The organism is Lysinibacillus sp. FW12, assembly GCF_050817245.1.
In the GTDB taxonomy this organism is placed as follows: Bacteria; Bacillota; Bacilli; order Bacillales_A; family Planococcaceae; genus Lysinibacillus; species Lysinibacillus irui.
On record NZ_CP139094.1, the window covers coordinates 2,770,985 to 2,787,573 of the forward strand.

At 37.9% G+C, this 16,589-nt stretch carries 16 protein-coding genes and 1 pseudogene; 5 read left to right on the top strand and 12 right to left on the bottom strand.

Annotated elements, in window-relative coordinates:
- Window positions 1-156: 156 nt before the first annotated feature.
- The 3 genes from SJW71_RS14455 to SJW71_RS14465 form a co-directional block, all read right to left on the bottom strand.
- Complete coding sequence (locus SJW71_RS14455; RefSeq protein WP_431811084.1) at window positions 157-648, bottom strand: hypothetical protein; 492 nt, start codon at window positions 646-648, stop codon at window positions 157-159.
- Window positions 649-892: 244 nt separating this feature from the next.
- A complete protein-coding gene (locus SJW71_RS14460; protein ID WP_431811085.1) occupies window positions 893-2,713 on the bottom strand; it encodes a sensor histidine kinase in 1,821 nt (606 codons plus the stop codon).
- Window positions 2,710-3,390, bottom strand: coding sequence for a response regulator transcription factor (locus tag SJW71_RS14465; protein ID WP_322604891.1), 681 nt, complete (start codon window positions 3,388-3,390; stop codon window positions 2,710-2,712). The genes SJW71_RS14460 and SJW71_RS14465 overlap by 4 nt, the downstream gene beginning before the upstream one ends.
- A gap of 378 nt (window positions 3,391-3,768) precedes the next feature.
- Here SJW71_RS14465 and SJW71_RS14470 point away from each other — a divergent pair.
- A pseudogene (locus SJW71_RS14470) lies at window positions 3,769-3,911 on the top strand (IS3-like element ISBsp3 family transposase); the annotation flags it as partial.
- A 192-nt stretch (window positions 3,912-4,103) separates the two neighbouring features.
- On the opposite strand, the gene SJW71_RS14475 reads toward SJW71_RS14470, so the two are convergent.
- The 4 genes from SJW71_RS14475 to nagZ form a co-directional block, all read right to left on the bottom strand.
- Window positions 4,104-5,285 (bottom strand): NupC/NupG family nucleoside CNT transporter, encoded by a 1,182-nt coding sequence (locus SJW71_RS14475; protein ID WP_322611705.1) that lies wholly within the window; start codon window positions 5,283-5,285, stop codon window positions 4,104-4,106.
- Window positions 5,286-5,399: 114 nt separating this feature from the next.
- The gene (gene deoD / locus SJW71_RS14480; RefSeq protein ID WP_431811086.1) at window positions 5,400-6,110 is read right to left on the bottom strand and encodes a purine-nucleoside phosphorylase; all 711 of its coding nucleotides are present in this window, start codon (window positions 6,108-6,110) and stop codon (window positions 5,400-5,402) included.
- A gap of 205 nt (window positions 6,111-6,315) precedes the next feature.
- Complete coding sequence (locus SJW71_RS14485; RefSeq protein ID WP_431811087.1) at window positions 6,316-7,755, bottom strand: helix-turn-helix domain-containing protein; 1,440 nt, start codon at window positions 7,753-7,755, stop codon at window positions 6,316-6,318.
- A gap of 67 nt (window positions 7,756-7,822) precedes the next feature.
- Window positions 7,823-9,496 (bottom strand): beta-N-acetylhexosaminidase, encoded by a 1,674-nt coding sequence (gene nagZ / locus SJW71_RS14490; protein ID WP_407133716.1) that lies wholly within the window; start codon window positions 9,494-9,496, stop codon window positions 7,823-7,825.
- A 192-nt stretch (window positions 9,497-9,688) separates the two neighbouring features.
- On the opposite strand from nagZ, the gene SJW71_RS14495 reads away from it, so the two are divergent.
- Window positions 9,689-10,084: a glucosamine 6-phosphate synthetase gene (locus SJW71_RS14495; RefSeq protein WP_274796802.1), complete on the top strand. Its 396-nt coding sequence runs from the start codon at window positions 9,689-9,691 to the stop codon at window positions 10,082-10,084.
- Window positions 10,085-11,033: 949 nt separating this feature from the next.
- Window positions 11,034-11,567, top strand: a complete 534-nt coding sequence (locus tag SJW71_RS14500; RefSeq protein WP_431811088.1) for a hypothetical protein — start codon at window positions 11,034-11,036, stop codon at window positions 11,565-11,567.
- 61 nt (window positions 11,568-11,628) lie between these two features.
- On the opposite strand, the gene SJW71_RS14505 is transcribed toward SJW71_RS14500, so the two are convergent.
- The 3 genes from SJW71_RS14505 to SJW71_RS14515 all read right to left on the bottom strand — a co-directional run bounded on the left by SJW71_RS14505 (window position 11,629) and on the right by SJW71_RS14515 (window position 13,512).
- A complete protein-coding gene (locus tag SJW71_RS14505) occupies window positions 11,629-11,937 on the bottom strand; it encodes a hypothetical protein (RefSeq protein WP_274796801.1) in 309 nt (102 codons plus the stop codon).
- Window positions 11,938-12,002: 65 nt separating this feature from the next.
- Window positions 12,003-12,536: a GNAT family N-acetyltransferase gene (locus tag SJW71_RS14510; protein ID WP_322605196.1), complete on the bottom strand. Its 534-nt coding sequence runs from the start codon at window positions 12,534-12,536 to the stop codon at window positions 12,003-12,005.
- A 106-nt stretch (window positions 12,537-12,642) separates the two neighbouring features.
- Window positions 12,643-13,512, bottom strand: a complete 870-nt coding sequence (locus SJW71_RS14515; RefSeq protein WP_322604887.1) for a GNAT family N-acetyltransferase — start codon at window positions 13,510-13,512, stop codon at window positions 12,643-12,645.
- A gap of 280 nt (window positions 13,513-13,792) precedes the next feature.
- Here SJW71_RS14515 and SJW71_RS14520 point away from each other — a divergent pair, with 280 nt between their 5' ends.
- Window positions 13,793-14,965: a multidrug effflux MFS transporter gene (locus SJW71_RS14520; RefSeq protein ID WP_313470968.1), complete on the top strand. Its 1,173-nt coding sequence runs from the start codon at window positions 13,793-13,795 to the stop codon at window positions 14,963-14,965.
- Between the two features lie 97 nt (window positions 14,966-15,062).
- On the opposite strand, the gene SJW71_RS14525 is transcribed toward SJW71_RS14520, so the two are convergent.
- On the bottom strand, window positions 15,063-15,560 hold the full coding sequence (locus tag SJW71_RS14525; RefSeq protein ID WP_312506357.1) for a hypothetical protein: 498 nt from the start codon (window positions 15,558-15,560) through the stop codon (window positions 15,063-15,065).
- 96 nt (window positions 15,561-15,656) lie between these two features.
- Here SJW71_RS14525 and SJW71_RS14530 point away from each other — a divergent pair, with 96 nt between their 5' ends.
- A complete protein-coding gene (locus SJW71_RS14530) occupies window positions 15,657-16,109 on the top strand; it encodes an NUDIX domain-containing protein (protein ID WP_322604886.1) in 453 nt (150 codons plus the stop codon).
- Between the two features lie 31 nt (window positions 16,110-16,140).
- On the opposite strand, the gene SJW71_RS14535 is transcribed toward SJW71_RS14530, so the two are convergent.
- Window positions 16,141-16,584 (bottom strand): GNAT family N-acetyltransferase, encoded by a 444-nt coding sequence (locus SJW71_RS14535; RefSeq protein WP_274796798.1) that lies wholly within the window; start codon window positions 16,582-16,584, stop codon window positions 16,141-16,143.
- Window positions 16,585-16,589 lie beyond the last annotated feature (5 nt).

Consider the following 16,589-nt stretch of genomic DNA (forward strand, 5'->3'; position numbering starts at 1 on the left):
TAAACAGAAGGTAAAATTTTATATCAAAGATAAATTCACAATCTATAAAAAAACAACAGATTATACAAACAAACGTTTGTATAATCTGTATTCCTACTAATCAAAGTTTAACTTTTTTCTAAAATGCTACAAATAATTATTACCTCCTTGTATGGATCAATTACTTTTGTATTCAATTACATGTAACACTTTTACTTTTAAATCTTCTATCATTTCTTCTGTTGCTTCTTTTTCTTCTCCTTCAAACTGTCGTTTTAATTGTTCTTTTGCTATAACTTCTATTACATCTTGTGTAGATATGTTCTTAGATGCTGCGATTTCTACAACCGATTTACCAGTATCCAAATTTTGTTTCAATTCTCCTGGAGTCATATCTAATAAAGAAAATAGGTCTGAATTATTTAAAAAATCATTAGCAAAGAAATCAGGCTGACTATTTGTTGTAAAGAAAGCCTCATCAGAAAAACTAAATTGCGTTGGTTGCTCGTTACTTTTTTGTTTTATTGTTTCGTCGGTTTGTGTGCTAACTATTTGAGCGGATTTTACTGATGCATCTGCATCTTTCTGAATTTGTTTAGCGTAAGTATGCCCACTACCTAATAAAAATGCTGAAATAACAAAAGCCATGATTAAATTTTTTTTACTCATCTTATTCCCTCTTTTCAGTTATTTTGTATTACATAAACTATTATTGCTGAACTATGTAAAGATAAAATCAAGATGAGGTGGATTCGAAATGAAAATTCATTTAAATTGAAGTTACTTTTGGCCAGCTGATGGAAAAGTGACCATAAGTAGAAAATTTCACACAATTAATTTTCAATGTAATGCCTTTGCTACAATTAAAAAAGCTCATACAAAAGGTTTATAAAACCGTTTGTATGAGCTTGTCTCACTCTTTTATTGGTAAATAAAAATAAAATTCTACTCCATCGGATGTATTGCAAACACCGTATTCAACTCCATGGAGCATTAATATATTTTTTGAAATTGCCAGTCCCAAGCCAGTTCCACCTTCAGATCTTTTTCTAGAAGCATCAATTCGGTAAAAGCGCTCCCAAATTTTCTCTAAATGATCTTTTTCAATTTGAGCCCCCTTATTCTCAACACTAATTCTTACCTGTTTCCCTTCTGCCTCAATCGCCACAATTATACTTTCTTGCGCAGGCGAGTACCGAATAGCATTCGTCAAAAAATTCATAAGAACCTGCTCGATACGGCGTTGGTTAGCAACTACTTCAATCTGTAATAAGTGGGTCTCAACTCGTAATTGTTTTTGCTCAATTTCAGGCATAAGTTTTTGGCAAATTTCTTCTAACAGCGAATGGATATAAAAAGCATCCATTTGCATTTTATACGTACCCGATTCATACTTTGCTAATTCAAGCATATCGATAATCAATAAATCCATCTTATCCACTTCTTGTTCCAATGCATCGAAGTAATATTCTTTCTTATGATTTGCAACATTTCCTCTCAATATTGTTATGCAGCTTTTCATAATACTTAAGGGTGTTTTTAACTCATGTGATACACCAGAAATAAATTCTTTTCGCGTATTCTCTAGCTTTTTTTCCTTTTCAATATCTTGCTGTAGCTGGTCAATATACATACTTAATCTGTTCGAAAGTACATTGATATTCCTTGATAAATCTCCAATCTCATCCTGTGAATGAACAGCAATTGTCTCAGAAAAATCTAAATTTGCTATTTTCTCTGTAGTACGGTTGATTCTCAATAACGGCTTGGCTATTTTCACTGAATAGTAAAAAGATGCCAATAATATCAATATAAAAACAAAAGCAACAATGTAAATATAATATTCCTCAATCATTTGAACAGCTTCATCCACTGGCTGAAGTGAAGCCATTGAAAATATATAGGAGTTTGTTTCATCAGATTTTGTTATTAAAATTTTGTATTTAATGTCGTTTTGTACATAATTACTTTGTTGAGTAGTAAAATTATGAAAATCCAGTTCATTTAATAATATCTTATTTTGAAAATCTTTAATTTGCTCTAAAAATAGTGAATTAGAATAAATAATATTGGATAAATTATTACTCTGTGGAAATTGAAAATGAATAATTTTACCCTCCAGATGAACCATATCAGAATTTTCATTAGAGGCATATAACTCCTTTAGCTTTTCCCTCGGTCTCCCTATTTTTTTATAAAGTAAGTTATTCCTGTAGGTTAAAGATTTTTCCAATAGATTAGGGTTTGTATATGTTTCATTTTCTATTATCATTTCAATTGGAGTTAATTGCGACTCTTTTAGTATTCCGATTAAATTTACTTGACTATTCTTCAACAATGATTCCGATAACTGGACCGGATTTTCTCCATCAATGACATATAAAGGAACTTTTATTGTTTTCAATCCAACCATAGTTTGATAATCCTCATGCAATTGCACTTCAATATAGAAATCATCCTCATGCTTTAAATGACCGGACTGATCCAATATTGTAATCCAAGCATTATTTTCATCAGTAAAATCCCTCACTAGCTGTTGAATTTTCGTCATGTCATGACTATTTTTTTGATACTCTTTTTCAAATACAGTTAAATTGGATTCTAAATCTCCTACTTTTTTATTGATATAAAATTGTTTGAAGAATATAGTTTGCCCTACAAAAATGGTAGCCAAGATAAGTACACACAGCATAGTGGTTAGTAAAAACAACTTATATACAATTCCTCGCTTCATTGTATATCCTCGAATTTATATCCTGTTCGAACGATCGTTTTTATACAAGTAGAATGGTCTCCTAATTTGTTTCGCAAATTTCGCATGTGACTATTAAGTGTTCGGTCATCTCCAAAATATTCATAGCCCCATATTTTGGTTATAATCTGATCTCTCGTTATAACAATCCCTTTATTTTCCATTAAATATAAAAGCATTTCATATTCTGTATGCGTCAAAGAAATCTCTTTATTATTCACTTGTACAGTCCTAGAAGGTATATGAATTTTGATGCCACCACTTTCCATACAGTCACCTGCTACATCATTTTTTTGCTCCCGATGATGTAACAGTCTTTTAGAACGTGCCAATAAAACGAGTGGATTGTATGGTTTCGTCACATAATCATCGGCTCCCAATTCAAAGCCTAGTAATGTGTCATCTTCATCTGCACGAGCAGTCAACATGATAATCGGGATATTTGAAGTTTTCCGTATGCGACGGCATATCGTCCATCCATCCAATTTTGGTAGCATAATATCTAAAATAATTAAACTCAGCTCATTTTCTTGAAAAACCTGCAGTGCCTCTTCACCATCTTTAGCTTCTAACACTGCATAACCTGCATTCAAGAAATAATCTTTAAGAATCTCTCTTAAAATATCCTCATCTTCTATAATTAATATCGGATCAACCATTTTTATCCCCTGCTTAATTATTAAATGTTCTATTTACATATTCATATTAAGCGAGTGAGTAATTAGAATCAACGACATTGCTAGGATCTTTATTTAATCTTCACATCGGGATTATCGAAAAAAAAAAGAGACATACATATTTACAGAACAGAACACCCAATAGTGGACACTTTAAATAAAGTGTTCCTATTCAGAGTTTTTCTATTTTCATCACTAGAAATTCCTATTTTACTAACCATACGATTTAGGAACTGGAGAACACTATGAATAAAATAATTTTTAGCGAACATCAACGCAGACAAATTGAAGCGAATCCGAATGTCGCTTTAGTATCTAATCGTGCCGTTTCAAACCTATGGTGGAAAAGGAAACACAGGTCGTCCGCGAACTTTAGACAACGCACTGTTGGAATCACTCTTTGGGCATTTGAAATAGATTATTAAGAAGCAGAAAGTTTATCAGAATTACATACACTTGTGATGGATTATATGAATCATTACAACCACACAAAAAAGCATTAGACATTAAAAAAGATGACCCCAGCAACTTACCGAAGTCATCTGATCGCAGCGTATGAACAACTACATCCCTTTTTATTAAACTGTCTACAAAATAGAATGCAGTTCACTTGGTAGAATCTTATCCTTTATTTTCTGAATTTCCAATTCAATGAATTGTCCAATTTTCATTGGTGCCTATAATTATGAATCTCCTTAAAATACAATGCCGATAATGATCGCCGAGAGAACGCTTACAAGGGAGGCACCGTAGAGCAATTTTAATCCAAAACGAGCCACTACATTGCCTTGCTTTTCGTTTAACCCTTTTACTGCACCTACAATCGTACCAATGGAACCAAAGTTAGCAAAGGATATAAGGAAAACAGAGACAATGGCTGCTGTACGCTCACTTAAGCTATCTTGGATTTTAACGAAGTCAAGCATGGCAACAAATTCATTGGCCACCAGCTTTGTCGCCATAATACTACCAGCATTAACAGCCTCATGCCATGGTACACCCATAACAAAGGCAACCGGTGCGAAAACATAGCCTAGAATGCCCTGGAATGAGATGCCGAAAATCCCGTTAAATAGGCCATTAATCAAGGCAATTAAGCCAACAAATCCTACCAACATGACCCCAACGATGATGGCTACTTTAAAACCATCCATAATATATTCGCCTAGCATTTCAAAAAACGTTTGCTTTTCGCCTTCCTGCACTTCAATTATATCTTCCTCCGCTTGCACTTCATACGGGTTAATGATGGAGGCAATGATGAAACCACCAAATAAATTTAATAAGAGTGCTGCCACGACATACTTGGGCTCTAGCATCGTCATATAGGAGCCAACAATGGACATCGAAACGGTTGACATAGCTGAAGCACATAAAGTATACAGACGATGTTTCGGTAAAAATCCAATTTGGTTTTTCACCGAAATAAATACTTCATTTTGGCCTACTATTGCAGCTGCCACCGCATTATAGGATTCTAGTTTTCCCATGCCATTAATTTTACTTAGGACTAACCCAATATACTTGATAATAAACGGCAGAATTTTATAATGTTGCAATATTCCGATGATAGCGGACATAAAAACAATCGGCATTAAAACAAAAAGGAAAAATGTATGAGCGCCTTCATTAGCCATCCCACCGAATACAAAATTAGTGCCTTCATTCGCATACTCCAGTAATTTGGCAAAACTATCCGCAAAACCTTTAATTAAAAATTCACCAATTCCCGTTTTAAGTAAAAGAAAGCCCAGCACAAATTGGATTACAATCATCACCATGATGGGGCGATATTTAATCTTTTTCTTATTATTACTTGCAACCCATGCTAAGAATAGAACTAGAATTAGACCTACTATAGAAATTAAAAAATGCATCTTGTCCCCTCCGTAACTAACAATCTTTATAACGTAATGTGAATGTTTTTCCTTCCATATTAATCCTAGTTCTAGAATAATTGCTAAAGGACTTCCACAAATCTACCGCTTTCCTTACGATTCATCGATGATTGTATTAAGTGCAACGTCAACCATTTCATAAAAGGATTTTTCACTTTCTTCGTGGGTTAAGCATTCATTTGTTAATAATTGACTACCTACCGTCAAAATCGATAATGCCTGTACCCCGTATTTAGCAGCTAGTGTATAGAGGGCCGTGCTTTCCATTTCTACACCCAATACACCGAATTCCATAAACTTGTGAAGCCTGTCTAATGTTTCACGATAAAATTCATCAGAATTATAAATGTTGCCCACAAAGACATTACCTTTTTTACCTTGCGCTTGTTGATAGGCCTTCATTAACAGGGAAAAATCGGCTGTTGGTGCATAATTATTTCCGTAGAATATTTTTTCCGTCAAATTACTATCTGAGGACACTGCCTGGGCTAAAATAATATCACGGATATTAATGTCCTTTTGCATCGCCCCACATGTACCGATTCGAATCAATTTTTTCACGCCATAATCATTGACCAATTCCGTCCCGTATATACTCATCGATGGATTGCCAATTCCTGTCCCCTGAACAGAAATTGGCACACCTTTGTACATGCCTGTATAACCATACATCCCTCTTACTTCGTTATAACAATAAGCCTTCTCTAAAAAATGCTCCGCAACAAATCTTGCGCGTAAAGGATCTCCAGGCAGCAATACTCGCTCAGCTATTTCTCCCTTTTTTGCACCTAAATGTCTACTCATCTTTAACCCTCCAAGTCCTGTCAATGTATCTCAAATATAATTAGGTAACCGTTTTCATTTACCGATAAAAAAATACTCATAGCCATTTCCAAACAAATTTCCCCTAAATAGAAATCCGTTCAAAAACTACTATGAGTATAAGATTTTTTTATCTCGACAAACTAGACCAGAATGTTACGGAGTGTACGGGAAATAATTGACCAAATTACTGAAGCAATTCTTTCCGAATATTGTCTAAATCTCTTTTGGAAGGGATTGTTGAAATAATAACAACTGGCACTGTTGATAAGACAACAGGGAAATTACTTATAACAAAATCAATGTCGTGCAGCTGTATCATTTCGTCGGTTAGCCCCTTCATAATGGAAGTGATAATGATTAATTGGTCCCCAATTTCATTCTTGATCAAGTTGGCAATGTAATGGCGGATTGAAAATTCCTCTCCGATAACCAAAAATGCTCTTTTACTTTTATAGCGAAGTCCCGAACGAACAAGTAAGGTGAGTTTGGTTAAATGAAAGTCATTATAAAGCACAGAGGGGTATGCTTTTTGCCACTTTTGCATACAGTTCTGCATAGTTTGATAAATCTGTTGACACTCGATTTGAACATAGTTTGTTAAATTACTTTTTGAAATCGCCATCCATTCAGGAATGGCATTATCGATTAACAGCTTGGCAAGGAACTCATAGACCTCTAAGATAAACCGCTCATTCATCTCAAGATGGGGATAAGCCTTTGCCAACAATGTGAACAACTGTTGGCCCATTTGATCGACTTCTTTATTTTTATATAATTCGATTTCTTTCCTCGGCGTCATGTCTGACTCTTCATAATAATGATACTGGCTAATACTAAAGAGAGACTGCAGAAAAAACATTTCACTTTTTGGTAATTCAATTGAATATCTATCTTCCAGTGTCTTCGCAAGGGCTTTTATTGGCAAATAGAAAAATGCCTGTTCCCAATGATAATTACTCTCTGTCACTTTTACATAGTTCCCTGTTTTCACTCTTTCAAGGACAATCGCAACTAAAAAAGATAATTTCCTTTTAGCATTGATAAAATAAACGATGTTTTGTTCATGCTCAATTTTCGTAATTAATTGATGGATCACATCATAGTCACTATTCGTAAATGGCCATCCTGTAAATTCATAGGCATCACCATATAGCTTCCAATAAAAATATCGGATATTTAATTCATTTCCCTTAATGGCTGGTGTCGAGTATGTAATGCGTATTTTATATGGCTTCAGATCATGATTATTTAACTGCATAATGAGTTTTTTCAAAGAGGAGGTGCTCATAAACATAGCTTCCGCGAGCTCCTCCATTGACCACTGATCCCCATTTGTAAACAATACATTCATTAGTCGATAAAAGATGGTTTGCCTGTACATGCTAGAAACCACTTCACTAACGGTTGTACTACTTCGCCCATCTCGTTGTAGAAAAATTCCCTTCCCTCTAGAAACCTCAATCGTCATCGCTGTCGGCAATTGCCCATTGATTTCCTCAACTAACTTTCGGATGGTTTTATCTGAAATATGGAGGCTTTTTTCAACCTCCGCTAAGGTAAACCATCTTTGTTCAGAATCCAGCAAAGTTAATAATGTACTAGCTAATTTGAAATCCTTATCCATGTTTTCACCCCTATCCTGCACTCACAAAAAGGAACATACATGGCAAACTGTATGTCCCTCCCTATCTTTATTTCATATACATATTCAATACTTTTTCAATGTCTGTATTGAGCCTGTTAATATCAACAGCTTTCACAGGTTGATTGGCAAGCTGATACTTTTGCTTCAGCGCTATGATTCTTCGGACGCTGTCATCAATGCGATCCTCTGTTATCTCTCCCTTGTTGACGGCTGCCTTCACAGCTTGGATTGCTGCTGTCACATTTGCATACTCATGGGCAATTAAAATAACATCACTACCCGCCTTCACAGAATCTACGGCTGCCTGTCCGATATCAAAATGGTTGGTAATGGCTTTCATGGTCATATCATCCGTCATTACTACACCGTCAAAGTCGAGCTGCTCTCTTAACATACCTGTAATAACGTCCTTCGACATCGATGAAGGATACTGTGGATCAATCTTAGGTAATAAGATATGAGCAACCATCACGACATCAGCACCGTTATCAATGGCTGCTTTAAATGGCACAAGTTCTAGTTGATTCAAATCGTCCAAACTTTTTGTGACCTTAGGCAATTCTAAATGGGAATCTACCGCCGTATCCCCATGACCGGGAAAATGCTTGACAACAGGAATGACCTGCTTGGATTCTAGCCCTTTCATGGTTTCTATGCCTAATTTGCTGACGATATCAGGATCATTGGAAAACGAGCGATCACCGATAATGGGGTTGTTCGGATTGCTATTGATGTCCAGTACAGGGGCAAAATCAAGGTTAAAGCCGAACGCCTTTAGTTGTTCCCCTAGTAATTGACCCACCGCAAATGACAATGATGATTGATTGATGTCACCAATTCTTTGGTTCGTTGGGAAATTTTTTAAAGGTCCAGGTAAACGGACAACCTTTCCACCCTCTTGATCTGTTCCTAGAAAAAGTGGTAGCTGATTATTTACATTTGTAGCCATTAAGGCATTCATGAGTGTGACAGTTTGCTGTGGTGTGTCAAGATTATTGCCATACAGTATCAAACCGCCCACTTTGTAGTCGTGAATGAGACTTGTCGTCTCCTGCTGGAGCGTCGTACCTGAAACGCCTGCAAACATCATTTGCCCGATTTTTTCATCCAATGTCATTTGTTCTACTGTATCTGTTACTTGTTCAGTTAGTTCTGTATAGACCGAAATATGATGCACGACAGGATTAGCATCGCTGTCAGTCGGTTTTGGTAAGATCCATTTTAACTGATACTTGTCATTCACTTGATAGACAAAAATAATTTGATTGGTCGTTGGGTCCTGATAGTAGCGAACCTCATCCGGTTCCCCTAACTTGTTTTTAATATCTGTAAGATGAATTTTCTTCATATCTTCTTTGAATGAACGAATATCAAAGGCCTTTGAACCTTGATAGCCGATGGTCACATCCTGATACTCTTCGTATTGTCCATTCGCTGACTCCGTTACTTGCAGAGGTTTTCCCCATTGCGCATGAACCGTCTGTTGATCGGCTTCTCCCGCAGCAAAGGGGACTTCTGGCACTCTTCCCTCTTGCGCTAAACGGGCTATATCCTGCACGATGTCCCCCACATTCTCAGACACATCCTCTTGGACTGCGCTGGACTCAGAATTTCTTGTCGTTGTTTGTGTGCCTGGCCTTAATTTCATGCCGAAAAAAAGGAACAGACCTATTAACATGAGCACGAGAACTAGGAGCAGACCGCGTCTTCTTTTATGCATAAAAAACCTCCTTCACTCATCCAAAATGACTATCTCGAAACAAATCTACTAGCTAACGTTAACATAACCACTCTATGAATTCAAAACATGTGAAATCAACAAAATTGTTACCCCCATTAGAAAATATTATCGTAAGCTAGCAAAAATACAAAGGAAGATGTTAAAATATTCTCATAAAGGGGGATGCAACGCATGGGGAAATTAAGCAAAAGAAATATATTGTGGATTGTGCCTATTGGTATTTTAGGGGTATTCTGGTACTTTTATGGTCCACAAAAGGATATTACTGACAATGAATATATTACATATGTAAAAAACTATTCATATGAAAATAGTACAAAAACATTAGAGAGCGCCTTTGCCTCTGCCTGCGACAATCCATATTGGGTTTATTTCGAAACCCAAAAGGGCCAAGACGTGGTAGAGTTCGAGGGAAATTGCCCCGTTAACAATGAAGTAGCCAAAGTGAATATGCAATTTCTTGTAGACAACGCCATCACCAACGTCCAATCAGGTGCAATGCTGGTCGATAGTAAAATGCAAGAGGAAACAGATCGCGATCAATTTCTGCTAGCCCTTGTTCAATAAAAGATAGACGCCCTTATAGTGAGACTATAAGGGTCTTTTTGTGTAACGAGGATGGCAAGTGATGGATAGCTCAGGAAATGTGGCGGATAGAACGGGCAAAGTGGTGGATAGAATCCTGAAAGTGACGGATAGAATGCTTAATGTGACGGTTAGCTCAAGGAAAGTGATCGATAGAACACTCAATGTGATGGATAACCCTGCGCAATCGCGATCAAACATGCAAAGTGATGGATAGAATGCTGAAAGTGACGGTTAGCTCAAGGAAAGTGATCGATAGAACACTCAATGTGATGGATAACCCTGCGCAATCGCGATCAAACATGCAAAGTGATGGATAGAATGCTGAAAGTGACGGTTAGCTCAAGGAAAGTGATCGATAGAACACTCAATGTGATGGATAACCCTGCGCAATCGCGATCAAACATGCAAAGTGACGGATAGAATGCTGAAAGTGACGGATAGCTCAAGGAAAGTGATCGATAGAACACTCAATGTGATGGATAACCCTGCGCAATCGCGATCAAACATGCAAAGTGACGGATAGAATGCTTCATGTGACGGTTAGCTCAAGGAAAGTGATCGATAGAACACTCAATGTGATGGATAACCCTGCGCAAGCGCGATCAAACATGCAAAGTGATGGATAGAATGCTGAAAGTGACGGTTAGCTCAAGGAAAGTGATCGATAGAACACTCAATGTGATGGATAACCCTGCGCAATCGCGATAAAACACGCAATGTGGCGGATAGAATCCTGAAAGTGACGGTTAGCTCAAGGAAAGTGATGGATAGAATGCTTAATGTGGCGGATAGCTCGGCGAATGTGGCGGATAGAATGCTTCATGTGACGGTTAGCTTGGGGAATCTAGCGGATAGAGCGTCCAATTTAATCGATAGCTTGGGCAGAACGATAGATTGCGCTAAGGAACCGGAGAAGGTAAGCGAATTAGTGGATAGAATCCTGAAAGTAGCGGATAGAGCGCTCAATGTGGCGGATAGCTCGGCGAAAGTAGCGGATAGAACACTTAATGTGACGGATAGCTCGGCGAATGAGGCGGATAAAACGCTTAAAGTGGCGGATAAAGCGTCCAATTTAATCGATAGCTCGGGCAGAACGATAGATTGCGCTAAGGAACCGGAGAAGGTAAGCGAATTAGTGGATAGAATCCTGAAAATAGCGGATAGAACACTCAATGTGGCGGATAGATCGGCGAAAGTAGCGGATAGAACACTCAATGTGACGGATAGCTCGGCGAATGAGGCGGATAAAACGCTTAAAGTGGCGGATAAAGCGTCCAATTTAATCGATAGCTCGGGCAGAACGATAGATTGCGCTAAGGAACCGAAGAAGGTAAGCGAATTAGTGGATAGAATCCTGAAAGTAGCGGATAGAGCGCTCAATTTAATCGATAGCTCAGCGAATGTTGCGGATAGAATGCTTAATGTGACGGATAGCATGCTCAGATTACTGGATAGCGCATAAAAAGAAGTCTTCTTCTCAAAATAAAAACCCATGTATTGAACATACATGGGTTGAGCTGCTATTAACAATTTTCTGTGGAATAGGAGGACTTTAAAATAGTCCGTTCAATTAGTCTTATTTCGTTATTTAGCTTCGCAATCGCCGCTTCAATTTGTTGATAGCGCTCCATTTGGTTGATCTTCTCGGTTGGTATTGTCTCTTTTAAAGCGGCCTGCCCTGCGTATAAGCTTGCTAGTAAATCTAGCTTCTGAAAATAAGCTGTGCTGTATTGCTCCATAACACCTAGCTCCTCTTCTGTTACATTTTCAAGAACGAATGAATTATTGTTCATATAAGCACTATAACCGAAAATCTCAACCTCAAAACTCACCCTAATTCATTATTTATTATCCACAATTCAGTAAAAAAGTATTCTTTCACTTTATCAAAGCTAAACTATTCATCTTTTTTTAACAAAGAATAGATAAACGTATCATAAGCTTGTCCGTTTTGATATATATAATCCCTCAATATACCTTCTTCCTGAAACCCTAGTTTCCTGAGTAGCTGATTGGATGCTTCATTTGCTAAAAAGACAACAGCTCCGATGCGATTCAAATTCATCGTCTCAAAGCCATAGGTAATTACTTTTTGCACAGCTTCTTTTGTATAGCCTTGTCGCCAGTAATCAGGATGAATTTCATAGCCTATTTCTGCTCGTTGATGCGCCGCCGACCATAAATGAAACCCAATTGTCCCAATAATTTCATTTGAATCCTTATGTTCAATGCCCCAACGAATCCCACGTTTTTCTTCAAAGTTTTTGGCAAAATGCTTAATTAATTCATCAGCCTGTTGCTTATCGACAAATGGCTCCTGCCCATAATAGCGTGTGACCTCCTGATTTGAAAAGCAACGAAAAATCGCACCTACATCGTCCTCTTTGAGTTCTCTTAATCTAAGTCTGTCTGTTTCTAAAATTGGAAACATCATGTCCTCCCCCTCCTCTACCCTCCATACCATTCTCTACCATTCCTTTAAAATCCTTTATTGACAACAAAAAAAGCGCAGCCTGCAATTAGGCTCGCACTTTTTATTAACCGAATGCTTGTGCTGCAAGAGCAAATAATGTTTGATTGCGAGTAGGCATTTTTTTGGCATTGCGGATCATGACAGGTGGTGTTGCAGCCAATGTAAAACCACTTTGTTGTAAAAATGGCCAAAGCTCCTTTTGGATAGACGGACAGTCGATACGTAATTTCCCGTTATGAGCCTTAGCCAATTCTTTAATAATATTCTGCGCTATTGCCTTATTTGGCGCTACGATGGGTCCTAATAGAAGATAAATGGGTCCTTGAATCGTTAGACCGTACCCAATCAATTGGTTGTGCTCATTTTTCACAACAACACAGCGCTGGGACTGCCGAATTCTTTCCCGCAAAAAGAGTTCTCTACGATCCCCAAATGCTCCTGCATCAAGCTTGACCAGCTGTTCAAATTCCGCTTCTTGAAATTCTTTAATCATGACAAAAGAATCAACGTCCCTTGTCGTCTCTACAAAGTTGTCTGCTAAATATTTATGTACATGCTCAACCGTCCTAAAGCCCATTTTTTCATATAAAGGCTCTCCCTCTTTTGTTGCTACAAGGATAATGGTTGTTTCCTTTGAAACATGATCGATACAAGCTTGTGTAACAACTCTACCTAAGCCAAAACCTCTGCATTGCTCATGCACAATTACCATGCCAATGGAAGCTACATTTGTATCATAGTTCGTTATAGCTGCACATGAAACAATTTTTCCTTCCTTATTTTTATGACCGACTATTCGACCAGCTGCCATGATTGTCTTAATTTCGTGGGCATCATAGTCCCACCCGACAGAAGCCGATAGCTCGATTAATCCTTGAATATCCTTAGCCGTCAATTCTGTGAGCTGAAATACATCTTCACTTTGTAATGTCAATTTTGTTCCTCCTCTACATTTAAAGAACGTTTGTTCTATTTTACATAATTCCCCTTCCATGTACAAGCAATTTCTTTTAGGTTTAGCAATTATTCCTATTTAAATATTGTAAAATGGCTTATAATAGGGACCAGACTATGCACTCCTACTTCAAGCATATAAAGGTGATTTCAACATGACATCCTATGAACGTATACTGATAATGGTCCCGCCGTTTCCCTAGCTACGCAATCTACTTGTAATAGCACAAAGTAGAATTTGCTTGTAGGAGGGCAATATGTTGAAAAAACAGGCAGTACCATCTTTATTGTTAATGATTGTTCTTGTGGCTTTTCCACAAATTAGTGAAACTATTTATACACCATCTCTACCGGATATTGCAGCTGCACTTGGTGTCTCCAATAGCGCTATCCAATTCACCTTAAGCATCTATTTTATTGGCTTTGCATTAGGAGTTTTTGGCTGGGGATGGATTTCTGATATCATTGGTCGCCGCCCTGCCATGTTAGGCGGTCTCCTTTTTTATGGAATTGGGAGCTTACTTTGTTTTTATGCAGAGACACTTCCCTTTCTAATAGGAAGTCGATTTATTCAAGCGTTCGGGGCTGCTACTGGCTCTATTATTACGCAGACCATTTTGCGTGAAAGTGTAACGGGTAGTCAACGACACGCCATGTTTGCACAAATTTCAGCCGTCATAGCCTTTACCCCTGCGGTAGGGCCACTGATTGGTGGATGGGTGGATCAAGCATTAGGCTTTCGGGCTGTGTTTTTTGTTCTTGTTGTGATGAGTATGTTGTTGTTCTTCTATGCTTATTGCAGGCTACCTGAAACAACAAATCCTGCAGCAAGACAAAGAATAGCGATTTGGCCTGTCGTCAAACGCCTTTGCGCTTCACCAACCGTTCTTGTTTATGGATTACTCATCGGAGGCATCAATGGTGTGCTATTTAGCTACTATGCTGAAGCACCTTTTATCTTCATCGAGCATTTCAAGATAACACCTGGCCTATATGGGTTTCTTGGCATCATCGTTGCACTGGCTTCGATCATTGGAGCCATGATCTCAAAGCGACTTGTCAAAAATCATCCACCACAATCGATCATTCACGTTGGTTGTTTGGTGATGCTAATAGGTGCACTTCTTTTAACAATTATCTGTAGTGTACCAATGCACGTAACAATACTGGCGATAGGCATAATGCTAACCGTTTTTCTAATGCTACTCGGTGCTGGCATTGCACTTCCTAATTGTCTAAGTCTTGCATTAGTAGACTTTCAGGATGTTATCGGTACAGCCGGCGCTATTTTTAGTCTTGGCTATTACCTATTAGTCAGTGCCATTACATCGGGCATGAGTTTACTACACAACGGTTCTTTACTGACAATGCCACTTTACTTCTTGGGTCTATCCCTGACGATGTGGCTTTGTGGGAGAAAATATATTCAATAGTAACTTCAATCCATAATGGATGATAGCGGGCATCCAATGACGATAACACAAATGAGCCACCTTAAATTATTTTAAGGTGGCTTCTCCTTCGATCGCATTACTGAAAATAATAATCCACTACTTGTTGTGCGGAATGGAAAACTTTATTGCTTTGCGTTTTATAGAGAAATGTTGGTTGATTACAGGCTTTCTCGAGGCTTTTTGCTTGCTTTAGTTTATCGGTCATTTGCTCAATAATATCGGTATAGCCATCGAGCTGATTGGATATTTTAGGTAGCATTATTGGTGAAATGTCCAAAACAATGGATACTTGATCCTCTGCATAGCTATTTAAATTGATAAAAAAGCACTCTTCCAAATGCTTTGAATGTTTATCCACATTAATAACAGCTTCTTGAAAATTAGCAATTAAGCCTGTTGACGTTTTTTTAATCGTAAAGCCTTGCTGCGTTAAATGCTGTTCAACGAGACTTAAAAACTGTTCTACCTCTGCATCAAGCTTCGGTCTAACAGTTGATTGAATTAAGTCATCGCATTTCTGATAAATTGTATCGATTTCAGCCTGTTTGTCTACAAGAATTTTAAAATTGGACATTGAATACACGCTTTATCTCCCCTTTTTACTAAGGTAGACATTCATGAAGCGTTTTAGTCATGATCCATGTAAAAATAACATTAAAAGGAGAATCCTATGATAAGAAATTCGGTTAAAGCCATCATTATTGTGAATGGGGAAATCTTACTAACAAAAAATCAAGATCCGGAGGGCTTTTTTTATCTTTTCCCGGGAGGCGGACAAGAGCATGGAGAGACCTTTCATGAAGCACTGCAAAGAGAATGTCTTGAAGAAATTGGCTCCTCTGTTCAGATTGGAGAGCTTCTATTTATCCGAGAATATATCGGAAAAAACCATGAACATGCTGCCTTTGATGCTGATGCACACCAAGTAGAATACTATTTTTTATGCCAGTTAAATGGGGTCTCCTGTCAGCCAACGAATCCCGATAGCCATCAAATCGGAACAGAATGGCTACCCATCGAAATGCTACATACGAAGAGACTTTATCCAAAAGCATTCATCCAACCATTACAACAATTTATCCGTGGACAAAAAACAACAATTTACTTGGGTGACATCAATTAAATAGGCTGCCTTTGAAATAGACAGCCCTTTCTTATGTCAGTAGCTTTACCATCGTATAATAGCTGCTACCTGGCGGATAATCTTTAATTTCTCCTACAACACGATAGCCTTGTGTCTCATAAAATGTTCGCGCTTGGAATTCAAAGGTTGTCAACAGTGCTTTCGTTGCTCCCATATCCTTAGCAATTCCCTCAGCCTGTGCCAGTAGCTTTTTGCCCAAACCTTTCCCTCGATATTCTTCACAAAACCAAAATTTATGTATTTCCAGCCAACCCCAGTAGACCTCAGCTGTTATCCCACCAATCCATTGTTGCTGGTCATCAGTGACGATCAGGTGTAAAGGCTGAACTGCACCCTTCTGCCTACTTTCTCGGTGATAAGAGGAATGCTCATTGTTAAATGTTCGAATCTTTTCTGCTAAAAAGTTTGTAAACTCATCATGCTCTTCACGTAGAATTTCCACTTGATACTCCATTGCTC

Excerpts from the sequence above, each read along its gene's own strand:
- SJW71_RS14455 (WP_431811084.1), bottom strand. The coding sequence starts at position 648 with ATGAGTAAAAAAAATTTAATCATGGCTTTTGTTATTTCAGCATTTTTA.
- SJW71_RS14460 (WP_431811085.1), bottom strand. The coding sequence starts at position 2,713 with ATGAAGCGAGGAATTGTATATAAGTTGTTTTTACTAACCACTATGCTG.
- SJW71_RS14465 (WP_322604891.1), bottom strand. The coding sequence starts at position 3,390 with ATGGTTGATCCGATATTAATTATAGAAGATGAGGATATTTTAAGAGAG.
- SJW71_RS14475 (WP_322611705.1), bottom strand. The coding sequence starts at position 5,285 with ATGCATTTTTTAATTTCTATAGTAGGTCTAATTCTAGTTCTATTCTTA.
- deoD (WP_431811086.1), bottom strand. The coding sequence starts at position 6,110 with ATGAGTAGACATTTAGGTGCAAAAAAGGGAGAAATAGCTGAGCGAGTA.
- SJW71_RS14485 (WP_431811087.1), bottom strand. The coding sequence starts at position 7,755 with ATGGATAAGGATTTCAAATTAGCTAGTACATTATTAACTTTGCTGGAT.
- nagZ (WP_407133716.1), bottom strand. The coding sequence starts at position 9,496 with ATGCATAAAAGAAGACGCGGTCTGCTCCTAGTTCTCGTGCTCATGTTA.
- SJW71_RS14495 (WP_274796802.1), top strand. The coding sequence starts at position 9,689 with ATGGGGAAATTAAGCAAAAGAAATATATTGTGGATTGTGCCTATTGGT.
- SJW71_RS14510 (WP_322605196.1), bottom strand. The coding sequence starts at position 12,536 with ATGTTTCCAATTTTAGAAACAGACAGACTTAGATTAAGAGAACTCAAA.
- SJW71_RS14525 (WP_312506357.1), bottom strand. The coding sequence starts at position 15,560 with ATGTCCAATTTTAAAATTCTTGTAGACAAACAGGCTGAAATCGATACA.
- SJW71_RS14530 (WP_322604886.1), top strand. The coding sequence starts at position 15,657 with ATGATAAGAAATTCGGTTAAAGCCATCATTATTGTGAATGGGGAAATC.
- SJW71_RS14535 (WP_274796798.1), bottom strand. The coding sequence starts at position 16,584 with ATGGAGTATCAAGTGGAAATTCTACGTGAAGAGCATGATGAGTTTACA.